24 protein-coding genes are annotated in these 21,450 nt (G+C 35.9%); 20 read left to right on the top strand and 4 right to left on the bottom strand.

Annotation, left to right across the window (positions count from 1 at the left end; genetic code table 11):
* The first annotated feature begins 881 nt into the window (after window positions 1-881).
* From sufC to Q8X41_RS08345, 13 genes are all read left to right on the top strand, one after another.
* Window positions 882-1,664 carry a Fe-S cluster assembly ATPase SufC gene (gene sufC, locus Q8X41_RS08405; protein ID WP_397539779.1) on the top strand — a complete coding sequence of 261 codons (783 nt, stop codon included), beginning with the start codon at window positions 882-884 and terminating at the stop codon, window positions 1,662-1,664.
* 18 nt (window positions 1,665-1,682) lie between these two features.
* On the top strand, window positions 1,683-2,990 hold the full coding sequence (gene sufD, locus Q8X41_RS08400) for a Fe-S cluster assembly protein SufD (protein ID WP_397539778.1): 1,308 nt from the start codon (window positions 1,683-1,685) through the stop codon (window positions 2,988-2,990).
* Window positions 2,990-4,222 carry a cysteine desulfurase gene (locus Q8X41_RS08395; protein WP_397539777.1) on the top strand — a complete coding sequence of 411 codons (1,233 nt, stop codon included), beginning with the start codon at window positions 2,990-2,992 and terminating at the stop codon, window positions 4,220-4,222. Before sufD ends, Q8X41_RS08395 begins: the two co-directional genes overlap by 1 nt.
* Complete coding sequence (gene sufU / locus Q8X41_RS08390) at window positions 4,209-4,646, top strand: Fe-S cluster assembly sulfur transfer protein SufU (RefSeq protein ID WP_397539776.1); 438 nt, start codon at window positions 4,209-4,211, stop codon at window positions 4,644-4,646. Before Q8X41_RS08395 ends, sufU begins: the two co-directional genes overlap by 14 nt.
* 32 nt (window positions 4,647-4,678) lie before the next feature.
* Window positions 4,679-6,076 (top strand): Fe-S cluster assembly protein SufB, encoded by a 1,398-nt coding sequence (gene sufB, locus Q8X41_RS08385; protein WP_397539775.1) that lies wholly within the window; start codon window positions 4,679-4,681, stop codon window positions 6,074-6,076.
* 180 nt (window positions 6,077-6,256) lie between these two features.
* Complete coding sequence (locus tag Q8X41_RS08380; protein WP_397539774.1) at window positions 6,257-6,628, top strand: VOC family protein; 372 nt, start codon at window positions 6,257-6,259, stop codon at window positions 6,626-6,628.
* A 149-nt stretch (window positions 6,629-6,777) separates the two neighbouring features.
* On the top strand, window positions 6,778-7,635 hold the full coding sequence (locus Q8X41_RS08375; protein WP_397539773.1) for a DUF72 domain-containing protein: 858 nt from the start codon (window positions 6,778-6,780) through the stop codon (window positions 7,633-7,635).
* Between the two features lie 2 nt (window positions 7,636-7,637).
* Window positions 7,638-8,462, top strand: coding sequence for a sulfite exporter TauE/SafE family protein (locus tag Q8X41_RS08370; RefSeq protein WP_397539772.1), 825 nt, complete (start codon window positions 7,638-7,640; stop codon window positions 8,460-8,462).
* Window positions 8,463-8,480: 18 nt separating this feature from the next.
* Window positions 8,481-9,854: a bifunctional metallophosphatase/5'-nucleotidase gene (locus Q8X41_RS08365; RefSeq protein ID WP_397539771.1), complete on the top strand. Its 1,374-nt coding sequence runs from the start codon at window positions 8,481-8,483 to the stop codon at window positions 9,852-9,854.
* Between the two features lie 48 nt (window positions 9,855-9,902).
* Window positions 9,903-11,006 (top strand): HD domain-containing phosphohydrolase, encoded by a 1,104-nt coding sequence (locus Q8X41_RS08360; protein WP_397539770.1) that lies wholly within the window; start codon window positions 9,903-9,905, stop codon window positions 11,004-11,006.
* 50 nt (window positions 11,007-11,056) lie between these two features.
* Window positions 11,057-11,857, top strand: coding sequence for a sporulation protein YunB (yunB, locus tag Q8X41_RS08355; RefSeq protein WP_397540229.1), 801 nt, complete (start codon window positions 11,057-11,059; stop codon window positions 11,855-11,857).
* Window positions 11,858-11,964: 107 nt separating this feature from the next.
* A complete protein-coding gene (gene lipA / locus Q8X41_RS08350; RefSeq protein ID WP_397539769.1) occupies window positions 11,965-12,885 on the top strand; it encodes a lipoyl synthase in 921 nt (306 codons plus the stop codon).
* A 28-nt stretch (window positions 12,886-12,913) separates the two neighbouring features.
* A complete protein-coding gene (locus Q8X41_RS08345) occupies window positions 12,914-13,348 on the top strand; it encodes a YutD family protein (RefSeq protein ID WP_397539768.1) in 435 nt (144 codons plus the stop codon).
* 238 nt (window positions 13,349-13,586) lie between these two features.
* Here Q8X41_RS08345 and Q8X41_RS08340 read toward each other — a convergent pair whose 3' ends face one another.
* The gene (locus Q8X41_RS08340; protein WP_397539767.1) at window positions 13,587-13,853 is read right to left on the bottom strand and encodes a DUF3055 domain-containing protein; all 267 of its coding nucleotides are present in this window, start codon (window positions 13,851-13,853) and stop codon (window positions 13,587-13,589) included.
* Window positions 13,854-13,941: 88 nt separating this feature from the next.
* On the opposite strand from Q8X41_RS08340, the gene Q8X41_RS08335 reads away from it, so the two are divergent.
* Window positions 13,942-14,391, top strand: a complete 450-nt coding sequence (locus Q8X41_RS08335) for a DUF86 domain-containing protein (protein WP_397539766.1) — start codon at window positions 13,942-13,944, stop codon at window positions 14,389-14,391.
* The gene (locus Q8X41_RS08330; RefSeq protein WP_397539765.1) at window positions 14,391-15,155 is read left to right on the top strand and encodes a TIGR01457 family HAD-type hydrolase; all 765 of its coding nucleotides are present in this window, start codon (window positions 14,391-14,393) and stop codon (window positions 15,153-15,155) included. Before Q8X41_RS08335 ends, Q8X41_RS08330 begins: the two co-directional genes overlap by 1 nt.
* Window positions 15,156-15,237: 82 nt before the next feature.
* Here the strand turns inward: Q8X41_RS08330 and Q8X41_RS08325 are convergent, their stop codons facing one another.
* A complete protein-coding gene (locus Q8X41_RS08325) occupies window positions 15,238-15,474 on the bottom strand; it encodes a YuzB family protein (protein ID WP_397539764.1) in 237 nt (78 codons plus the stop codon).
* Between the two features lie 184 nt (window positions 15,475-15,658).
* Here Q8X41_RS08325 and Q8X41_RS08320 point away from each other — a divergent pair, with 184 nt between their 5' ends.
* The gene (locus Q8X41_RS08320) at window positions 15,659-16,723 is read left to right on the top strand and encodes an NAD(P)/FAD-dependent oxidoreductase (protein WP_397539763.1); all 1,065 of its coding nucleotides are present in this window, start codon (window positions 15,659-15,661) and stop codon (window positions 16,721-16,723) included.
* Between the two features lie 159 nt (window positions 16,724-16,882).
* Here the strand turns inward: Q8X41_RS08320 and Q8X41_RS08315 are convergent, their stop codons facing one another.
* On the bottom strand, window positions 16,883-17,212 hold the full coding sequence (locus Q8X41_RS08315; RefSeq protein WP_397539762.1) for a YuzD family protein: 330 nt from the start codon (window positions 17,210-17,212) through the stop codon (window positions 16,883-16,885).
* Window positions 17,213-17,292: 80 nt separating this feature from the next.
* On the opposite strand from Q8X41_RS08315, the gene Q8X41_RS08310 reads away from it, so the two are divergent.
* Window positions 17,293-17,535, top strand: coding sequence for a NifU family protein (locus Q8X41_RS08310; RefSeq protein ID WP_397539761.1), 243 nt, complete (start codon window positions 17,293-17,295; stop codon window positions 17,533-17,535).
* Between the two features lie 119 nt (window positions 17,536-17,654).
* Here Q8X41_RS08310 and Q8X41_RS08305 read toward each other — a convergent pair whose 3' ends face one another.
* Window positions 17,655-18,344, bottom strand: a complete 690-nt coding sequence (locus Q8X41_RS08305; protein ID WP_397539759.1) for a DUF2225 domain-containing protein — start codon at window positions 18,342-18,344, stop codon at window positions 17,655-17,657.
* A gap of 143 nt (window positions 18,345-18,487) precedes the next feature.
* Here Q8X41_RS08305 and Q8X41_RS08300 point away from each other — a divergent pair, with 143 nt between their 5' ends.
* The 3 genes from Q8X41_RS08300 to Q8X41_RS08290 all read left to right on the top strand — a co-directional run bounded on the left by Q8X41_RS08300 (window position 18,488) and on the right by Q8X41_RS08290 (window position 21,364).
* Complete coding sequence (locus Q8X41_RS08300; protein WP_397539758.1) at window positions 18,488-18,850, top strand: HesB/IscA family protein; 363 nt, start codon at window positions 18,488-18,490, stop codon at window positions 18,848-18,850.
* 626 nt (window positions 18,851-19,476) lie between these two features.
* Window positions 19,477-20,697 carry an NAD(P)/FAD-dependent oxidoreductase gene (locus Q8X41_RS08295; RefSeq protein WP_397539757.1) on the top strand — a complete coding sequence of 407 codons (1,221 nt, stop codon included), beginning with the start codon at window positions 19,477-19,479 and terminating at the stop codon, window positions 20,695-20,697.
* A gap of 175 nt (window positions 20,698-20,872) precedes the next feature.
* Window positions 20,873-21,364 carry an NUDIX domain-containing protein gene (locus Q8X41_RS08290; protein ID WP_397539755.1) on the top strand — a complete coding sequence of 164 codons (492 nt, stop codon included), beginning with the start codon at window positions 20,873-20,875 and terminating at the stop codon, window positions 21,362-21,364.
* Window positions 21,365-21,450: the final 86 nt, after the last annotated feature.

Here is a 21,450-nt window from a genome sequence, read left to right as displayed (position 1 = left end):
TAGGAAGAAAAGCTATCTCCTGTTTAAAATGCATCCTTTTATAAGGACATTTTTAAATAGATTGGAGATAGCTTTTTTCTTTTGCAAGGCGCTATAAATATGTATGGATAGATAGATAGTTGAATTTGTGCTAGCAAATTTTACACAAAGAGCCAAACTTAATGTTTAATATCACTTGTAATCAATTGGCGCATTCAGTTTACGCACTAAATAGTCTGACGCTAGTAATTGATTAGCGTTAGTATACGTTTATTGATTTGATTTTTCGTCATCATGGTTCATCACCTCGAAAGTATAGTTGATTTTATAGTTTTAGTATAATATATTGTTCATTTGAGTATCCAGTTGATTGGAACGGAGGGTGGCGACTCCAGCGGGAAAAGCGGGACAGTCGAGACCCTGGACTGAGCAACGCGAGGGAAGCGGCTCGGCCCCGCCCGCGGAAAGCGTCCGCCCGCAGTGGAAATTAACGGTCTTTTGTAGGTAAACTTAAAATCCCTCGAATTTGTCTTACGGTCTGAAATAAAAGGTATTATTTTGATGTTTTAGCGATCCATTTGTCTAAAAACTAAATAAGAATATTGCATCGTATTGATAATAAAGATACGCTGATTTACAAAGAAATTAAGTTATTACGTCAGCCGTAGTGAAATCTATTCTCAATTACGAGTCTATTATTGAAAATCAATCTATTTTCAATAAACACTGGAAATAGCGAGTATAATAGGTTTCAGAATAGATATATACCAACATTCTAAGATTAAATTGAGAAACATTTTCAAATGATTTGCAAAGGACTTTTTTTTAAGCTAAAATTAGAATGATATTAAATTAGAAATGGGTAAGCATTCATTTCATTGAAATTAAATGGAGGTAATAGAATGTCAACATTAGTCATTAAAGATCTTCACGTCGCTATCGACGGAAAAGAGATTTTAAAGGGTGTTAACTTATCACTCAATACAAACGAAATACATGCAATCATGGGACCAAATGGTACTGGTAAATCTACTTTAGCTTCAGCTATCATGGGTCACCCAAAATATGAAGTTACTTCAGGTTCTATCACTTTAGATGGTGAAGATGTGCTTGAAATGGAAGTAGATGAACGTGCTAAAGCGGGATTATTCCTAGCTATGCAATATCCATCAGAAATTACTGGTGTTACAAATGCAGATTTCTTACGTTCAGCTATTAATGCTCGTCGCGGCGAAGGTAACGAAGTTTCTCTTATGAAATTCATTCGTGAATTGGACCAAAAAATGGAATTCTTAGAAATGCCAGAAGAAATGGGTCAACGTTACTTAAACGAAGGATTTTCTGGTGGGGAAAAGAAACGTAACGAAATACTTCAATTAATGATGCTAAAACCTAAATTTGCGATTTTAGATGAAATTGACTCTGGTCTTGATATCGATGCACTTAAAGTCGTATCAAAAGGGATCAATGCTATGCGTGGTGAAGGCTTTGGTTGCCTAATGATCACTCACTATCAACGTTTACTAAACTATATCACTCCGGATCATATTCATATCATGATGCAAGGTAAAGTCGTTCGTTCTGGTGGTGCCGAATTGGCAGAAAAACTTGAAGCTGAAGGCTACGATTGGATTAAAAAAGAATTAGGTATCGAAGACGAAGAAACAACAGGACAAGAAGCATAATAAGGAGGACGAGCAAACATGACGGTTGAAACAAAATTATCAGTAACCGCTCAGGATGTACGCTCTTTCTCTGAAGCTAACAATGAACCTAGCTGGTTGACTGAGCTTCGTGAACGTGCATTAGCGGACGTAGAAACGCTACCAATGGTAAAACCAGATAAAACAAATGTTGATAAATGGAATTTCACAGAATTTCCTACACACTCAGTTGAAAGTACAACTTTCGCTTCTTTAGAAGAACTTCCGGTAGAAGTAAAAGCAATTGTCAATACTGAAGGTCAACAAAATGTTTATATTCAACACAACAACACACCAGCTTTTTTACAACTTTCTGAAGAATTAGCTTCACAAGGTGTCATCATGACTGATATTTTAACTGCAGCACGCGAACATAGCGAACTAGTTCAAAAATATTTTATGACTGAGGGCGTAAAAGTAGACCAACATAAACTAACAGCTTTACATGCAGCATTAGTAAATGGCGGTGTGTTTGTATACATTCCTAAAAACGTTATTGTAGAAGAACCAATTCAAGCTGTCTTCCTACATGACAATGCAGATGCTTCATTATACAATCACGTATTAGTTGTTGCAGATGCAAACAGTTCAGTCACATACGTAGAAAACTATCTTTCTACTGTTGAAGAAGCAAAAGGACAAGCTAATATTATTGCAGAAGTAATCGCTAATGATAATGCTCAAGTCACATTTGGAGCTGTTGATGTTCTTGCAAAAGGTTTCACTACTTATGTAAATCGCCGTGGTATTTTACACCGAGATGCAAAAGTTGAGTGGGCTCTTGGTTTGATGAATGATAGCGATACAATTTCAGAAAATATCACATACTTAAAAGGCGATGGCTCTTATGCAGATGCAAAATCTGTAGTGGTAGGTCGTGGAGAACAAAGTCAAAACTTCACAACTGAAGTTAGACACTGGGGTAAAGCTTCAAACGGCTATATTCTAACTCATGCTGTTATGAAAGATTCCTCTCGTGCTATTTTCAATGGTATTGGTAAAATTGAACATGGTGCTACAAAAGCTGATGCTGAACAAGAATCACGTGTACTTATGTTAAGCAAAGATGCTCGTGGTGATGCTAACCCAATTCTATTAATTGATGAAGATGATGTAACAGCAGGACATGCTGCTTCAGTAGGACGCGTTGATTCAGTTCAATTGTATTATTTAATGAGTCGCGGTATTTCTAAAGCAGAGGCAGAACGTTTAGTAATCCATGGATTCCTTGCACCAGTTGTTACTAAATTACCTATCGAAGGTGTTAGAAAACAACTGACGGAGGTCATTGAAAGGAAAGTTCGCTAATGATAAAAACAGATATTAGAAGCTATTTCCCAATTTTAGATCAAGAAATAAATGGTCATCCACTAGTGTATCTTGATAGTGCCGCTACAACGCAAAAGCCTATACAAGTTATAGAAGCTATTAAACATTACTATGAAAATGAAAACTCTAATGTTCACCGTGGTGTGCATACATTAGGAAACCGTGCAACAGATTCTTATGAAGGAGCACGTGAAAAAGTTCGTAAATTTATCAATGCTAAGTCAACTGAAGAAATTATTTTTACTAGAGGTACTACTGATAGTTTAAATATGGTTGCTGCAAGTTTCGGTCGTGCAAATGTAGGCGAAGGCGACGAAATCGTCATCACTTACATGGAACATCACTCTAACTTAATTCCATGGCAACAATTAGCGAAGGAAAAAAATGCAACACTTAAATATATTGATATGAATCCAGATGGCACATTATCGATGGACAAAGTAAAAGAAGCAATTACAGATAAAACAAAAATTGTTTCAATTGCATTTGCTTCTAACGTTCTTGGAACTGTAAATCCAATTAAAGAAATTGCTGCTGTTGCACATGCACATGGTGCAGTTATAGTAGTTGATGGAGCGCAAGGTGTACCACATTTTAAAACAGATGTTCAAGATTTAGATTGTGACTTCTTAGCTTTCTCTGGACATAAAATGTGTGGACCAACTGGTATTGGTGTATTATATGGTAAAAAAGAGCACCTAGAAAATATGGAACCACTTGATTTTGGTGGTGAAATGATCAGTATTGTCGGCTTATATGAATCAACATGGGCTGACCTTCCTTATAAATTTGAAGGTGGCACACCTAATATTGCTGGAGCAATTGGTTTAGGCGCAGCTATTGATTTCTTAGAAGAAATTGGTATGGACAATATCATCGAACATGAGCATAATTTATCTCGTTACGCGATTGAGAAATTAAGCGCAATAGATGGAGTATCTATCTATGGTCCACATGATCCAACGAAACGCTCTGGACTTGTGACATTTAATATAGATGGCGTTCATCCTCATGATGTTGCAACAATACTGGATATGGAAGGTATTGCTGTTCGTGCAGGACACCATTGTGCTCAACCATTGATGAAATGGCTTGAATGTACAGCGACAGCTCGTGCTAGCTTCTACGTATATAATACTGAAGCTGATATTGATCGACTTGTTGAAGGGTTGCGCACTGCGAAGGAGTATTTTGCTAATGTCAATGAATAAACTAGATCAACTATATCGCTCTGTCATTATGGATCATTATAAAAAACCACGTAACAAAGGTGTTATTGATGATTCTAATGTTTCAATCGATATGAATAACCCTACGTGTGGGGACCGCATACACTTGTCATTACAGGTAGAAGATGGTGTTGTGGTAGATGCAAAATTTGAAGGTGAAGGCTGCTCAATCTCCATGTCTTCTGCTTCTATGATGACACAAGAGATTAAAGGTAAAACAACAAAAGAAGCTGTTGAATTAGCACATGTCTTCTCAGAAATGATGCTGGGTCACGAACATGATGATTCACTAGACCTTGGAGATGTAGAAGCACTTTCAGGTGTTTCTCAATTCCCTGCACGTATTAAATGTGCAACACTTTCTTGGAAAGCAATGGAAAAAGGTATTAAAGAATCGAACTTATAATAGATTAAACACTCTAGAACGGAGGAGAAAAAATGGCTAAAAAAATGCCTGAAATTGGCGATTACGAGTACGGCTTCCATGATAAAGACGTATCCATTTTCCGTACAGAACGTGGGCTAACTCCTGAAATCGTTAAAGAAATTTCTAAAATGAAAAATGAGCCACAATGGATGTTAGATTTCCGTCTAAAATCATTGGACATTTTCTATTCAAAACCAATGCCACAATGGGGTGGCGATTTAACTGCACTTAACTTCGATGAAATTACTTACTATGTAAAACCATCTGAAGCAACTCAAAAATCTTGGGATGAAGTACCAGAAGAAATCAAAGCAACATTCGATAAACTAGGTATTCCTGAAGCAGAACAAAAATACCTTGCTGGTGTTTCAGCGCAATACGAATCAGAAGTTGTTTACCATAACATGAAAGAAGAACTTGAAGCACAAGGTGTTGTGTTTAAAGATACTGATTCTGCTCTTCGTGAAAATGAAGATTTATTCAAAGAATACTTTGGTAAATCGATTCCTCCACAAGACAACAAATTTGCAGCATTAAACTCAGCTGTATGGTCTGGTGGTTCATTTATCTATGTTCCAAAAGGTGTGAAACTTGAAACTCCACTTCAAGCTTACTTCCGTATTAACTCAGAAAACATGGGTCAATTTGAACGTACATTGATCATTGTTGATGAAGGCGCAAGTGTACATTACGTTGAAGGATGTACTGCACCAGTTTATACAACAAGCTCACTACACAGTGCTGTTGTAGAAATCATCATCAAAAAAGATGCTTCTTGCCGTTACACAACAATCCAAAACTGGGCTAATAACGTTTATAACTTAGTTACAAAACGTGCTACATGTGAAGAACGTGCTACAATGGAATGGATTGATGGTAATATTGGTTCTAAACTTACAATGAAATACCCTGCATGTATCTTAAAAGGCGAAGGTGCACGTGGTATGACTTTAACAATCGCTATTGCTGGCCGAGGTCAAAACCAAGATACAGGAGCAAAAATGATTCACTTAGCTCCAAACACATCTTCAACAATCGTGTCTAAATCAATTTCAAAACACGGTGGTAATGTAACATACCGCGGTCAAGTGAAATTTGGTAAAAAAGCAATTAATGCACGTGCAAATATTGAATGTGATACGTTAATCATGGATAACCAATCTACTTCTGATACAATTCCATACAATGAAGTGCTGAATGACCAAATTGCTCTTGAACACGAAGCAAAAGTTTCTAAAGTGTCTGAAGAACAATTATTCTACTTGATGAGCCGCGGTGTTTCTGAACAAGAAGCAACAGAAATGATTGTAATGGGCTTCATCGAACCATTCACAAAAGAACTTCCAATGGAATATGCGGTAGAAATGAACAGATTGATCAAATTTGAAATGGAAGGCTCTATCGGTTAACCTTAGAACCACATTTCGCTAAAACTCGGAAATCGTGAAGAATGATTTCCGAGTTTTTTTAGAAATTTAAATAATAAACGTACAAATAATAACAGAATCATGGTAATCTATACTAGATATAGTGTTCTGATAATTCAGAACTATGATGCCAACTATGTATAATGAGGTGTAGTGTTTCCAATGCATTTAATGTCATCCGTTAGTGTACTACTTGTTTCAGATATTGAATTATCAAAACTCTTCTATCATACAGTATTAAGCTGTGAAGATCATGATGGTATTCTTTTTCGTGAAGATTGTGGATTAGCCATAAAGTTAGTGCAAGCGGAAAAAATTGAAGATGTAAAACCGAATCGGAATTTGTGGAATGTTTTTAGTTATGTGGAAAATGCAGAAAGATTAGATAGTTTATTTAAGGAAGCGAAATTACATGGAGCTCTTTTTGCCTATTATCCAAAAGAAAGCGTTGTTGAAGGAGAAAGGTTAAGAGAATTTGCAATTCGTGATTTAGATGGCTATTTAATCGGTTTTGGTACAAATATTAACCCATAAGATGAAGGAGATATACACAGCAATGTATTATTTGCAGTTATATCTCTTTTTTACGTTCTAGATAATTACTTGATACAATTAATATAGTTCCTTCTAGTAGCTATGATATGATGGATATACTTAGCAAATAGGGAATAGGGGGAAGAGAAATGATACATATCGGCTTAACAGGATGGGGAGATCATCCAAGTTTATATAGTCAAACTTCTACGTCAAGAAATAAATTGTTTGATTATAGTAGCCATTTTCCAATTGTTGAATTAGATACGTCTTTCTATTCCATACCATCTATAGCCAATGTGCAAAAATGGATTACGGAAACACCAAAGCACTTTCAGTTTGTGGTTAAAGCGTATCAAGGAATGACGGGGCATTTGCGTGATGAAAATCCTTACGGTAATATGCAAGAAATGTTCGATACTTTTAAAGAATCATTACATATATTTAAGAAGGCGGGTAAATTAGCACTTGTTCTTGTTCAATTTCCGCCCTGGTTTGATTGTCAACAAAAAAACGTTCAATATATCCGATATATTAAGCAACAGCTGGTTGAATTTCCTATCGCAATCGAATTTCGCAATCGTACTTGGTATAGTGAACAATTTATGGATGGAACACTAAATTTTTTGAAACAGCAATCGCTTTTTCATACGGTTTGTGATGAACCGCAAGCAGGAGAAGGGTCTGTACCTCTTGTGCCAATTTCAACTGGTGAAAAGGTATTATTGCGTATACATGGGCGAAATGTATATGGTTGGCGCAATCCAGGAAATAACGAGCAATGGAGAAAAGTTCGCTTTCTATATGATTATTCAAGAGAAGAGCTAGCTGGTTTGAGAGAAACAGTCACCGGATTACAAAATGCTGCAAAAGAAGTCTATGTTTTATTTAATAATAACTCTGGTTATCATGCAGCAGGGAATGCAAAGACATTACAGAAAATGCTTGGTATTGAATACCACAACTTATCTCCAAAACAATTAGACTTTTTTGAAGGAGCAGAATAACGATGGAATATATTTTATTGGCACTAATCGGAGTATGCTCAGGATTAATTGGTGCACTTATTGGACTAGGCGGAGGAGTAATTTTAGTCCCTGCAACTTTGTTTATTGGACTAACTCTTGGAATGATACCTGACTTAACTCCTCAAAAAGTTGTAGGATTATCAGTAGTAATGATGATTGCAACAGGTTTAGCTTCTACACTATCGTATATGAAATCGAAAACCATCGATTATAAGAGTGGATTTATCTTCTTTATAGGAAGTGCACCAGGTACAATTTTAGGTGCTTATATTAATAAAGGAATAGATTTGCCATCTTTTAACTTATACTTTGGTATATTACTTATTATTTTAGCAATCATATTACTTATTCGTGATCATATTAAACCGTTGCAGTGGTTTGTAAAACATGGTAAGAAACAAACTTTTATTGATCCAAAGGATGGTAAAAGTTATGTATATGGCTACCCAATTTGGTTCGCTTTATTATTAAATTTTGTAATTGGTTGTGCCTCTGGTTTATTTGGGATCGGTGGAGGATCGATGATTGTACCAGCAATGATCATTTTATTTTTATTTCCACCTCATGTGGCTATCGCAACATCAATGTACATGGTATTTTTATCGTCGATCGTAAATTCAGCGAGCCATATTTATCTTGGTAATGTACCTTGGTTATATACAATTCCGGTAATACCAGGAGCTTATTTTGGTGCAAAATTAGGAGCAGCGTTGAATAAGAAACTCAAATCAAATACGTTAGTATTTATATTACGAATTATATTATTGTTACTCGGAATACGCTCCATATATGAAGGATTATTCTGAGCCTAGAGAGGTGTTTTCATGTTAGAAACAATTCATTTATATCATACAAATGATCTTCATAGTCATTTCACTTATTGGCCAAGAATACAGAAATTATTGACCGAACGTAAAAAGTGGCATGAAGAAGTAGGTGATAGTTGTTATATTTTCGATATTGGCGATTTTATAGACCGTTCACATATTTATACAGAAGCAACAGTTGGTAAAGGAAATACACAATTGTTAAATGATGGGTTATATGATGCAGTCACTATTGGTAATAACGAAGGGATTACATTATCAAAAGCGGATTTAAATGAGTTGTATAATGATGCCAAATTTGATGTCATTGTAGGAAATTTGAAAACTGAAAACAATATTCCTGAATGGGCGAAACCATTTCGAATTTATAAAACTGTACAAGGAACGAAAATTGGAGTTATTGCGGCTACAGCGGAATTTCGAACATATTATGAGCCATTAGGTTGGGAAATAGAGGATCCATTACCTGTATTGCAAGAAATCGCAACCGAAATTCATCCTTTAGTCGATATTCTTTTATGTATGTCCCATTTAGGAATTCATATGGATGAACAGTTAGCTGTGCTTTGCCCTGAAATTGATGTGATTTTTGGTTCCCATACGCATCATGTACTACATGAAGGTAAATTAGTTGGAAACACCTTGTTAACAGGTGGAGGGAAATTTGGCTTTTTCGTTGGGCATACCGAAATTCATTTTGATGTGAATAATAAGAGCGTTGTTGATAAACAGACTGAACTTTATAGAACTTCTGAATTGCCAATTGTTAGAGATGAAGAACAATTCGATCGTGCACTTATAGAAAAAGGAAAAGCGCTATTAGATCATCCGGTTTTTGAAGCAGATTATTATTTAAATAAAGAATGGTATCATCATTCTACATTATCCCGATTCTTTGCAAAAGGTCTATTAGAATTTTCAAAAGCGGATTGTGCAATGTTTAATGCTGGGATTTTTTTGAGAGATTTACCCAAGGGAACGGTCACAGCATTTGATGTACATCAATGCTTACCACATCCAATTAATGCTTGTGTGATTACATTGACAGGTCAAGAGCTGAAGGAAGTATTAGAAATTGCACAACAATCTTTGGATTGGCCTAGAACTGAATTGAAAGGATTAGGATTTAGAGGTGTAGTACTTGGTAAAATTTTGACCTATGGTTGCTCCATTAATTCAGAAGGAGAACTACTAGTAAATGGCGAAAAAGGAAATGAATCTAAGGTTTACAAGTTAGTAACATTAGATATGTTCACGTTCGGATATTTCTTCCCCCAATTTAAAAATTTGTCAAAAACGTACTTGTTACCACAATTTTTACGTGATATTCTGAGTTCATATGGACAAAGTTATAATAAAAGTAAAGATTAATACATTTATATAGGCATTTTGATTCTTTAGATGATTGGGGAAAAAGGCATGCGGTTGATATCAACAAAAGTTTTACAAACGGGCATGGTTATAGGTAGAACCATTTGGAATGAAGCTGAGAGACCATTGTTGCAAAAGGGTGTAAAAGTATCGGATCATATTATCCGGCGATTACAACAGTTAAATATTCAATATGTATATATTGATGATAAAATTTCCGCAAATATTGAGATTAAAGAAGCTATACCTAGAGCTGTACGTCAACACGCAGTAGATCAAATTACATCATCTTTTAACAAGTTAAAAAATCTAAAGGGAAAGGATGTCACATATTGTCTGGATCAACAAACAAAGCACTTTTCTGCAATAATTGATGATTTGTTTGACAATATTATGAATAACAAAGAGATTTTGACTGTATTAAGTGATGCCTTTCTTTATGATAATTATATCTATACGCATTCACTACAAGTTGCAGTTTATTCCATTGCTATTGCTAAAGAGATGCATTACAATGCTACAGAAATCCGACAAATAGGAATTGGTGCCATATTGCATGATGTAGGAAAAATAATGATTCCTCAAGAAACTCTAAAAAAACCAGATCGATTTACGAATGAGGAATATGAATTAATGAAATTGCATACGAAATATGGCTTTGATTTACTGCGGAACTTACATACAATTTCACTATTATCTGCACATTGTGCTTTTCAACATCATGAGCGATTAGATGGTAGTGGCTACCCTAGAGGGTTACTTGATTTTGAAATTCATCCATATGCGAAGATTATTGCTGTGGCAGATGTATTTGATGCGGTGACTTCAAATCGTGTTTATCGAAAAAAGATGCTCCCATCACGAGGGATGGACATTATTAAAGAGGGTAGTGGTACCTTATATGATGAGAAGGTTGTAAATGCATTTAGACGCTGCGTAGCGTATTATCCGAATGGAACATGCCTGCTATTATCAGATGGCCGTAGAGGGATTGTTTGTAAGCAAAATAGGGAACATGCAGAACTCCCGTGGGTTCGGATTTTTGAAGAAAATGGAGAAATGCTAAAAGCTACATATGAAGTCTTACTTGCTGAACAATTAGATATTTCAGTTGAAAAAGTCGAAGTTGAATATCTAGAGCAAGTCGAATAATGGCCACCTCCTAATCATATTAATGGTTAGGAGGTATCTTTTTGCGACTAATGAAAAAAAGAAAACATCTGTTTGCTCGAAAACGCTCTCGGCTTTTACCAGTAGTGTTAGTTAGTGTAATGGGATGTATTGTATTATTGTTTTATTACATCAATGTCCAACTGACGCCTACACTTATGCGATATGCTGAAGTTGAGACAAATAAAATCGCTTCATATGTCATAAGTAAAGCAATAAATTCAAGAACGACTAATGTTTTAGAAAGTAATGAAGTGATCGAAAATGGCGGAGAAAATCAAGGAATGGCAGATACTAAATTGAATGCGGAAGTAATTAACCGTATTATGTCTGAAACGCAGACTTTAGTACAATCACATTTAGAACAAGCAGAAAAGGGGAATTTGGACCATTTACCAAAATATGAAGAGATAGAGTATGATTCTAGTGCCATGGAACAAGATGGAGGAATTGTATTTAATGTACCTATTGGATTGTCGACAGGTATGCCATTGCTCGGAAATTTAGGCCCAAAAATCCCAATTCGTTTTCATGTTATTGGGAATGTACAAGTTAATGCAGAAAAAGAAATTGTAGAATTCGGTATTAATAATGCCTATGTACAGGTTAGTGTGCGAACTACAGTTAACGTACAAATAATCGTTCCTTTTGCAAGTAAAGCAACAACGGTTGAACAAAAAATTCCTGTAGCCATCAGTTTTCTAAAAGGAAATGTTCCTTATATATATTCAAAAGGTCAATCACCAACGCAGCCGGCGATGGAAGTTCCATTACCAACAGGGCCACCCTCATCATCAACGAATTCACCACCACCAGCTGGAAACAATCAGTAGATATTTTATGTAAGAGGAATCCAAGGTTGTGAGAAAACCTTGAATATGTTAAATTGACAACAGTAATAGATTTAATAATTTGCTTAATTGATGGGAGCGGACTGATTGTGACATCATGTAAACCAACAAAAAAAGAAGAGTATATTAGAAAACCGGATTGGCTTAAAATAAAACTAAACACGAGTGAAGAATATAAAGGCCTAAAAAAACTAATGCGAGAAAAGAATTTACATACGGTTTGTGAGGAGGCAAAGTGTCCGAACATTCACGAATGCTGGGGTGAACGTCGTACAGCCACTTTTATGATTCTAGGTGATGTATGTACACGTGCGTGCCGCTTTTGTGCAGTCAAAACAGGTCTTCCTAACGAACTTGATCTAGCAGAACCAGAACGAGTAGCAGATTCAGTACAACTTATGAATTTAAAGCATGTCGTTATTACAGTTGTAGCACGTGATGATTTAAAAGATGGGGGAGCAAGTGTACTAGCAGAAACTGTCCGTGCAATTCGCCGCAAAAATCCATTTACATCAATTGAAGTATTACCTTCAGATATGGGTGGGGTAAAAGAAAACTTACAAATTTTAATGGATGCTAAGCCAGATATTTTGAATCACAATATCGAGACAGTACGTCGTTTATCACCAAGAGTTCGTGCACGTGCAACATATGATCGTTCTCTAGAATTTCTACGTCTTGCAAAAGAAATGCAACCAGAGATTCCAACAAAATCATCGTTGATGATAGGTCTTGGTGAAACGGAAGAAGAAATTATTGAAGTAATGGATGACTTACGCGCAAATAACGTAGATATCATGACAATTGGTCAATACCTACAACCAACGAAAAAACATTTACCTGTAAAGAAATACTATTCACCATTAGAATTTGGTAAGCTTCGTAAAATTGCGATGTCTAAAGGCTTCAAACACTGTGAAGCTGGTCCATTAGTACGTAGTAGTTACCATGCTGATGAACAAGTAAATGCAGCAACAAAGCAAAAACAATCACTTGGAGAAAATGCGTAATCACCAATAACAAATGGATGGTGATAAAATGATCATTGCAGATCAGTTCATGTATGAACTAATAGATGAAGTCAAAGAGGGATTTAAACAAGAGGATTTTATCCTACGTTTTAGCGATATATTATCGAAATATGATTATATCGTGGGGGACTGGGGGTATGGCCAGCTTCGTTTAAAAGGTTTTTATGAAGATAAAAACCAAAAAGCTTCATTTGACACAAGAATTAGCACATTACAGGATTATATATATGAGTATTGTAATTTCGGATGTTCTTACTTCGTATTAAAGAAGATTGGGAAAGCACCAAAAGTAGTTGAATCATCTTTAGAAGTTGTAGAGGAACCGGAAGTAGACAGTGAAGATCCACTATTAGTAGAGGAAACAGAAACTGCCACATTCGAAGATTCGAATACACTAGATCAATCAGAACAACCAAAAAACATCGAGCAAGAGCTTTATTGAGCTCTTTCGATGTTTTTTTGTTGCAAAATTTCGATTGGTTCAACTAACCATCAATGGAGGGTGAAGAACCCCCACTGATGGAAGTTTCACTTTATCCCGCAATAACGGGCAGTAATCCCCACCTCAAGATTGAGAGAAAAGCAAAGAAGATAGGTGTGGAATAACTGCCCGTAAATGCCCGATTGGTTCAACTAACCATCAATGGGGGGAAGAAACCCCCATTGATGGAAGTTTCACTTTAGCCGATTAATTCGTATAAATATTCACGGATTTCCTGAGCTTCTTCAGGAGGTCGATTGTAGACCTGTTCTAAGTAGCCTGGCTCATCTAAGTCATCTGATCCTAAAATAGCAAATCGATTGTGTTGCATGTCTAATACAAGGACTTTGCCATAAAAACGAACACTTTGTAAAATTGCTAAATCATAACGTTGGTTTTCACCCATAAAACTGACGAATCGCGTCTTGTTTTCTTCTATATCATCATATAAGAAAAATCTTTCCATTTTTTCGTAGCCCCTTCCGATACTAAAATTATGGTACTATAGAAGAGAATGAGGTATCAACCTTTACTATTTGAATGGAGGAAATACAATGTATTTTGTTGACCGAAAAAAAATTACAAATAACCTTGAATATATGGATTCTCTTATTAATAAGTTTGAACAAACAGATAATTGGCTAGTTGATGATGTACATAAATTGGCCGTTGAACGCATAGCAAATATTCTGATTGAAGCAATTATCGATGTAGGTAACTCTATGATTGATGGTTTTATTATGCGCGATCCAGGAAGTTATGAAGACATCATTGATATTTTAGTGGATGAAAAAGTCATTACAACAGATATGGATCAACCATTGAAAAAATTAATCGGACTTCGTCGTGGCCTTGTTCGTGATATTTTAGAAGTGAATGATGAAGAAGTCGTTCAAGTTTTAGCTGGAAACTTAGCTGCAATTAAAGAATTTTCTCCAAAAGTAAGTGATTATTTAATTAATGAGTTAGGCCCCGTTTCTGCATTTATCCCAGAGGAACAATGATGAAAAAGTATAAAGCCTATTGTTTTGATCTCGATGGTACAGTATATAGAGGAGAAAATCCTATTGTAGAAGCAAAAGAATTTATTCATTACTTGCAACAGCAGGGAATAGAACCTTTTTTTGCGACGAATAACGCAAAAATGACAGGTGCTCAAGTTCAAAAAAAATTGTATAAAATGGGGATTGAAGCAAAAGCTAATCATATCATGACTTCTGCAATAGCAACTGCAAAGTATATTGCCAATCATTTTCCAAATAAATTAGTAAAAGTTTTAGGTGGAGATGGACTTCGTCAAGCACTTGTTGATGCGGGCATGAAGATTGTAAATGAAAATCCAGATGTATTGGTCCAGGGAATGAATCCCGAACTAACATATCAAATGTTGGCGGATGCATGTTACGATGTTCAAAATGGTGCGGTATTTGTAGCAACAAATGGCGACATCAAATACCCAAGTGAATTTGGATTTGCACCAGGTAACGGTGCTCTTGCTGAATTGATTCACAATGTAACGGATGTTGCACCAATATACATTGGTAAGCCAGCTCCGCATATGTTAGAAATCATTCGTCAGGAATTTAATTTACAAAAAGAAGATATGTTGATGATTGGAGACAACTACGATACGGATATCCTTGCTGGAATCAATTATGGCATCGATACACTGCATGTAAATACAGGTGTTACTCATACAAAAGACGTGAAAGCGAAAGAGCAACCTGCAACTTATACAGTTGATACCCTACTTGAAATGATGAAATAAATGCGGACTCAGAGCGTTTTGCTTTATCTATAAAATTAGGGACCTAATAAGTAAAAACAGACTTATTAGATCCCTTTTCTCCTTAAAATAAAGGATTTTCTTCAATGAACTGATAAATTCTTTTGGTTAACTCTTCTGGCGTTTCAGCTTCAACCATTTCACCATTAACAAGTGCATATAATGTATCGGAGCATCTAGTACAGTAGCTTAAGCATCCATATTCTAGAACATCTATATTTGGATCTTTTTCTAGCACTTCAAATGTTTCTTGGGAGCCATTTGCCAAATTGCTGACGCAAAATTCAACAAGTGGATTCATCACACGTCACCTCACCCTTCGAATCCTACTATTATTTTTTTTCTACGTCAATTTTTCTACTTAAAACAATTATCTACTTTTATTTGTGAAAACTATCACAAACATATTGTGAAACTTATCACAATCAGCTATACTCGTTAAGGACAGATTAAATGTGACGAAATTGTTAAATAAGGAGATTACTATGAGAAACTTAGTATTATTAGGCGGCGGCTACGGCAATATGCGCGTATTACTTCGCTTATTACCAAACAATTTACCTGAGGATGTACAAATTACTCTAGTTGATCGTGCACCATTCCATAGTTTAAAAACTGAATTTTATGCATTGGCTGCAGGAACAACACCTGAAAAAGAAATCCGTGTTAATTTCCCTGAACACGAAAGACTTTCAGCTGTATACGGAGAAGTCGAAAGCATCGATCTAGAAAATAAAATGGTACTTCTTGATAATGGAACAAAAGTTGAATATGATGATTTAGTTATTGGACTAGGCTGTGAGGATACGTACCACGGCGTACCAGGAGCGGATGAATTAACGTATAGTATCCAAACAATGGCAAAATCTCGTATTACTTATAATACCCTAGCTGGACTACCATCAGGTTCAACTGTGGGTATTGTTGGAGCAGGATTAAGTGGTATTGAATTAGCTAGTGAATTACGTGAAAGTCGTGCAGATCTTAAAATTAAATTATTTGACCGTGGCCCTCGCATTTTAAAAGACTTCCCAGAACGTCTAAGTAAATACGTGAAAAAATGGTTTGATAATCACGACGTAGAAGTAATCGCACAATCGAATATTACAAAAGTAGAAGATAAAGTTCTTTATAATCATGAAGAAAAAATTGAAGTAGATGCAATTGTGTGGACTGCAGGTATTCAACCAGTAAAAGTTGTACGTGATACTGGTCTTGAATTAGATCGTGGACGTGTTGCAGTTACTCAATATATGCATGTACCAAACGATGAACATGTCTATGTTGTTGGTGACTGTGCTGCTTCACAATTTGGCCCTAGTGCACAACTAGCGGAAGAACAAGCAGAACATATTGTAAAAGTATTAAAATTACGTTGGAACAATCAACCGCTACCAGAAAAAATGCCTGAGATAAAATTAAAAGGCTTTATGGGAGCTCTTGGTAAAAAACAAGGTTTTGTTTATCTTGCTGATAAGACAGTAACAGGTCGTATTGCTCGTTTGATGAAATCAGGTTTATTATGGATGTACAAACGTCATAACGGTTAAAAGAAAGCCAGAAACGTTGAATTAATAACGTTTCTGGCCCTTTTTTATGACAAAAGGAATGCAATATACATCACGTTTTTAGCAATGAGCAGAGTACAGTAACTGCCTATTTGTGGAATAAAAGAAGCTACCCTACAAAATATAGGATAGCTTTTTCGGTTATGCAAGTGCTTGAAAACCATGACGTTCGAGTGCTTGAAACACAGGCTTTAACTGTATGTAGCCTTCCCCGATTACTTCATCATTAATCAGGACTAATGGATAAAAGAACTCGTCATTTATGACGCGCTGTGCCCAATTAGCATGGTGCTCATTCTCAATTGGACGCTCAATATCGATGTAAGTGATAGTATATTCAGGGTTTGAATACTTGCGATCAATTGCGGCTTGTAGCCACTCATACGTATCTTTTGCGGATGGTGCATTTACACAGCTTGCACACTGTACATTGGCCCCGTAAATTTCAATTACAACGGATTTATTTTCCATAACAAGGATCCTCGCATTTCTATAATGGATTTTTTATCTTATAGACATTATAATAATTTTAGAGAAAGGAGTCGATAGCAATGACAGAACATGTTTCAGATATGCAAGCACAAGTACAAGAAGTATTAGATAAATTACGACCATTCCTTCTTCGTGACGGAGGAGATTGCCAATTAGTAGATATAGAAGATGGTGTTGTGAAACTACGTTTATTAGGTGCATGTGGTAGCTGCCCAAGTTCAACAATCACTTTAAAAGCGGGGATTGAACGTGCACTTCTAGAAGAAGTACCAGGCGTTGTAGAAGTAGAACAAGTATTTTAAAATGATTTATAGGCTGCCCATAATTAGGTGAAAACCGATTAATCTGGGCAGCCTATTTTTTTTACATTTTCGGCAGGATTACTTCGACTCTCCAATTCGAAATTGATTAACACAAGAGATTAATTTACTGTAGCCTCTTTTTCAGTTCGCATTTCTTTCCATTGATCTTTTGCCATTTCAATTATTTTTGTTTCGTTTGAAGATCCTTGCTTTTCAATAACCCGAGAAAAGTATCGAATTGCTTGTTCTCGATCACCAAGTCGACGAGACAGTTCGGCGATTAAATAGATGACACGTATTTCACTCATGGATGTATTCGCATAATCTTCAGTAGAATAAGCATCGATATATTGTTCTCGTGAAATCTTCATGAACCGTGTTTCCTGTTCTTCGTTGCCGATCGCACGATATAGCCACGCTGTACGAAGAGCAAGTCCAGCCAATGCAATATGCTTTTCCTTTTTTAAATCTCCGCAGACAAGTGCTAGTTTATAAGCTTGTATAGCTCTAGAGATTGTACGTTCTCCTGAAAAACTATGAGGTATCCAATGTGATGTAATGTTCTCGTCAATTACTTCTTTTACACCTGGTGCAAAATACTTTGTAAAATCTTCAGTGAATGAAAAGCCACAATGCTCACAAACGAATACATTATAAAGTAAAGGGTTTACGTCATTTTCGTATATTGGTCGGAAATCACTATCACTTTCTTTTATTTTGACAAAATTAGTTCGTACTTTCGTGGATTTAAACTTATTTTTGCAATGAATGCAATCAATTTGTTTTTCATAATAAGGAGAGAGTTCCATATCTATAGCCTCATTTCTTAGCTCTAATATAGGAGGATTATATCACAAAAATTTAATGATAAAATTGATATTTTTGTGAGAGGTTGATATTTTACTCAGCAATAGAAAATTGATATGATGAATATAGGAAAGAGGTGACACGGATGACACAAGTTGTTGATATTACAGAGGCTGCAGCGTTTCATATTCAAGAAATGATGCGAAACAATAAGGAAGAGGGTTCATATCTACGCGTTTCCGTAAAAGGCGGCGGTTGTAGTGGTCTTTCTTATGCAATGGGCTTCGAACAAGAAAAGCAAGAGAATGACGAGCTTTTTGAAGAACATGGTTTACGAATTCTTGTATCCCGTGAGGATGCCCCAATTCTTCAAGGAACGAAAATCGATTTTAAACAATCCTTAATGGGTGGAGGCTTTACAATCGACAATCCAAATGCAATTGCTTCATGTGGATGTGGTTCTTCCTTCCGCACAGCGAAAGTTGCTGGAACACCGGAAGAATGCTGATTTAAAAAAACTAACTAAATTGATCAGTTATAAGATCTCCTTAGCAAAGTCAATTCATATTTGACTTGTTCTAAGGGGGTTTTTTTAAGGATTAGAAAAAGTCTTAAATCAAAGAATAATTTGAATTACAAGTATAAAACAGATAGTATAGTAATTAGATAATATTGCTGATAAATAGATTTTTTGTAAGCAATTTAGAATAAATGATACATAACGTTTTTCAGTCAGCTATACACGTAAGTTTAATTTATTATGCGAATCCATTTCATAATGCAAAATTCATAAAAAATATACGAACATTTAATGATATCCAATCTTATTCATTGCAACGCTTTCTACAGTGAGTCCTCGGAAATGCATTCACAGTTTCTTCTTGCGACGAGTAATCGCAGGAGCACATCTTATAAGGAACAAAGCCTAAGAACGCCACGTCCTGTGGCAACGGCTTCGTGACCAACAGCGTGTTGACCTGAGAGAATGGAGCCAAGAACGTGGAAAGCGCCGTCTGTGGCGGAACATCCAAATATAAATATTGAAAAGTTAATGGGTTGAAATGTTCGTATTTAAAAACCGAAAATGGATGTATGAAGCGGATATTTAATTATTAAAAAGGTGGTTAGTTTTTATTGAAAAGACCAAATATATTGATATTAGGTGCTGGGTATGGTGGCTTAACAACAGCCGTTAATTTACAAAAGAAATTGGGCTCTGATGAAGCTGAAATTACGCTTGTCAACAAAAACTCTTACCATTATGAATCTACTTGGCTACATGAAGCATCTGCGGGAACATTAAGGCCTGAACAAGTACGCTATGAAATTAAAGATGTACTAAATAACAAAGTACATTATGTACAAGAGACTGTTGAAAAAATTGATATTAAAAATAAAAAGGTAGTTACAAATATAGGCGAGCTAACTTATGACTATTTAGTCGTTGGTCTAGGCTTTGAGGGAGAAACTTTTGGTATTGAAGGCTTAGACAAATTTGCTTTTGGTATTACAAATGTTAATGATGCTCGGAAAATTCGTGATCACATTAATACTCAATTTGCTGAATGGGCTTTTCAAGAAAACGACGAAAAAAATGATACTTTATTAACAATTGTTGTTGGGGGAGCAGGATTTACAGGTATCGAATTTTTAGGAGAGCTAGCCAATAAAATTCCGGAGCTATGTAAAGAATATGATGTACCAAAAGAAAAAGTACGTGTTATTTGTGTAGAAGCAGCTCCAGCGGTTTTACCTATGTATTCACCTAAACTTGTGGACTACGCGATTGGCGTCCTAACAAAAAAAGGAATTGAGTTTTCAGTAGGTACTCCTGTTGTGCGTGCTACTGAAGAAGGTGTCAAAATTAAAAAGGGGCCAAATCAATTTGAGTTCATCAAGGCTAGTACAGTTGTATGGGCTGCTGGTGTACGTGGCTCTCGAATAGTAGAAGAATCAGATTTACCCTCTAAACGTGCAAGAGTAGCTGTTGAGGACGATTTACGTGTGCCTGGTTATCCTGATATTTTCATGGTGGGAGATTGTGCATTTTTGATGAACAAAGAAACAGAACGTCCATATCCAACAACTGCTCAAATTGCCATGCAACAAGCTGTGACAGTTGCAGAAAACTTAGTTGCACTGGTAAAGGGTGAAGATACAAAACCTTTTGTACCTAATCTAAAAGGTACTGTGTGCTCATTAGGTAATTCAGATGCAATTGGTAATTTATTTGGTAAAGAAATCACTGGTAAATCCGCGTCAATTTTGAAAAAGTTAATTGATAATCGCGCCTTATATTTGGTTGGTGGTACACGTTTAGTATGGAAAAAAGGCAAGTTAAATCTATTTAAATAGTTGTACCGTCCATACTCCCTTCGGTTATGATAACTGTAGGGAGCCTTTTATTTAAGTGTTGAAGCAGCATATTTAAAAGAAGATCCCCAGTGACAACAGCTAACGGGTTTACTGTGTATAATCCATCGAGAGGCTAGGATGTGGAGCTGGATGAGGTCTTGAGGAGGTAATGTGATTGGACAGCGACGATCGTACTAGAATCTGGCTTGGTGTAGCAGGCTTAGTAGAAAATGAATGTGGAGAATGGCTTGTCGTGATGAAGCGCTATGGGGGACTAGATGGTATGTGGTCTTTACCAGCAGGATTTGTCAAACCAGGAGAAACTATTGACCAGGCTTGTCATCGTGAATTACAAGAAGAGACAGGTATTAAAGCATCCATGCAAGGTTTACTAGGCATACGGACAGGTGTTTTAAGAAATGATATTAGTGATAATATGGCGATTTTTTACTTAACAGCGAATACACAAGAACAGCAAATTACAGTACAACTAGATGAATTATATGAAGCTAGATGGATGACACCTCAAGCATTGAAAGAAGATAAACGAACTTCTATGCTACTATTAGAATTAGTAGATTTACCTTTAAAAACAAGACCGGCAACGATAGAAGAAATAGAACGTGATAATATATTTGGCTATACAGAGTATAAATTGTTCTTTTAATTGACAGGAATTTGACAAAACGTAGAAAATCATACCTAGTCATTGAAAGCACTGTTCCAATCAGTTACACTTATGTGAGAGAATAT

It is taken from the genome of Rummeliibacillus pycnus (genome assembly GCF_044359855.1).
In the GTDB taxonomy this organism is placed as follows: domain Bacteria; phylum Bacillota; class Bacilli; order Bacillales_A; family Planococcaceae; genus Rummeliibacillus; species Rummeliibacillus pycnus_A.
The sequence above is the reverse complement of the archived record's forward strand: the minus strand, read 5'-3'. Positions and strand labels throughout refer to the sequence as shown.

Coding starts and splice junctions, on each gene's coding strand:
- sufC (WP_397539779.1), top strand. CDS start 882: ATGTCAACATTAGTCATTAAAGATCTTCACGTCGCTATCGACGGAAAA.
- sufD (WP_397539778.1), top strand. CDS start 1,683: ATGACGGTTGAAACAAAATTATCAGTAACCGCTCAGGATGTACGCTCT.
- Q8X41_RS08395 (WP_397539777.1), top strand. CDS start 2,990: ATGATAAAAACAGATATTAGAAGCTATTTCCCAATTTTAGATCAAGAA.
- sufU (WP_397539776.1), top strand. CDS start 4,209: ATGTCAATGAATAAACTAGATCAACTATATCGCTCTGTCATTATGGAT.
- sufB (WP_397539775.1), top strand. CDS start 4,679: ATGGCTAAAAAAATGCCTGAAATTGGCGATTACGAGTACGGCTTCCAT.
- Q8X41_RS08380 (WP_397539774.1), top strand. CDS start 6,257: ATGCATTTAATGTCATCCGTTAGTGTACTACTTGTTTCAGATATTGAA.
- Q8X41_RS08375 (WP_397539773.1), top strand. CDS start 6,778: ATGATACATATCGGCTTAACAGGATGGGGAGATCATCCAAGTTTATAT.
- Q8X41_RS08370 (WP_397539772.1), top strand. CDS start 7,638: ATGGAATATATTTTATTGGCACTAATCGGAGTATGCTCAGGATTAATT.
- Q8X41_RS08365 (WP_397539771.1), top strand. CDS start 8,481: ATGTTAGAAACAATTCATTTATATCATACAAATGATCTTCATAGTCAT.
- Q8X41_RS08360 (WP_397539770.1), top strand. CDS start 9,903: ATGCGGTTGATATCAACAAAAGTTTTACAAACGGGCATGGTTATAGGT.
- yunB (WP_397540229.1), top strand. CDS start 11,057: ATGAAAAAAAGAAAACATCTGTTTGCTCGAAAACGCTCTCGGCTTTTA.
- Q8X41_RS08345 (WP_397539768.1), top strand. CDS start 12,914: ATGATCATTGCAGATCAGTTCATGTATGAACTAATAGATGAAGTCAAA.
- Q8X41_RS08340 (WP_397539767.1), bottom strand. CDS start 13,853: ATGGAAAGATTTTTCTTATATGATGATATAGAAGAAAACAAGACGCGA.
- Q8X41_RS08335 (WP_397539766.1), top strand. CDS start 13,942: ATGTATTTTGTTGACCGAAAAAAAATTACAAATAACCTTGAATATATG.
- Q8X41_RS08330 (WP_397539765.1), top strand. CDS start 14,391: ATGAAAAAGTATAAAGCCTATTGTTTTGATCTCGATGGTACAGTATAT.
- Q8X41_RS08325 (WP_397539764.1), bottom strand. CDS start 15,474: ATGAATCCACTTGTTGAATTTTGCGTCAGCAATTTGGCAAATGGCTCC.
- Q8X41_RS08320 (WP_397539763.1), top strand. CDS start 15,659: ATGAGAAACTTAGTATTATTAGGCGGCGGCTACGGCAATATGCGCGTA.
- Q8X41_RS08315 (WP_397539762.1), bottom strand. CDS start 17,212: ATGGAAAATAAATCCGTTGTAATTGAAATTTACGGGGCCAATGTACAG.
- Q8X41_RS08310 (WP_397539761.1), top strand. CDS start 17,293: ATGACAGAACATGTTTCAGATATGCAAGCACAAGTACAAGAAGTATTA.
- Q8X41_RS08305 (WP_397539759.1), bottom strand. CDS start 18,344: ATGGAACTCTCTCCTTATTATGAAAAACAAATTGATTGCATTCATTGC.
- Q8X41_RS08300 (WP_397539758.1), top strand. CDS start 18,488: ATGACACAAGTTGTTGATATTACAGAGGCTGCAGCGTTTCATATTCAA.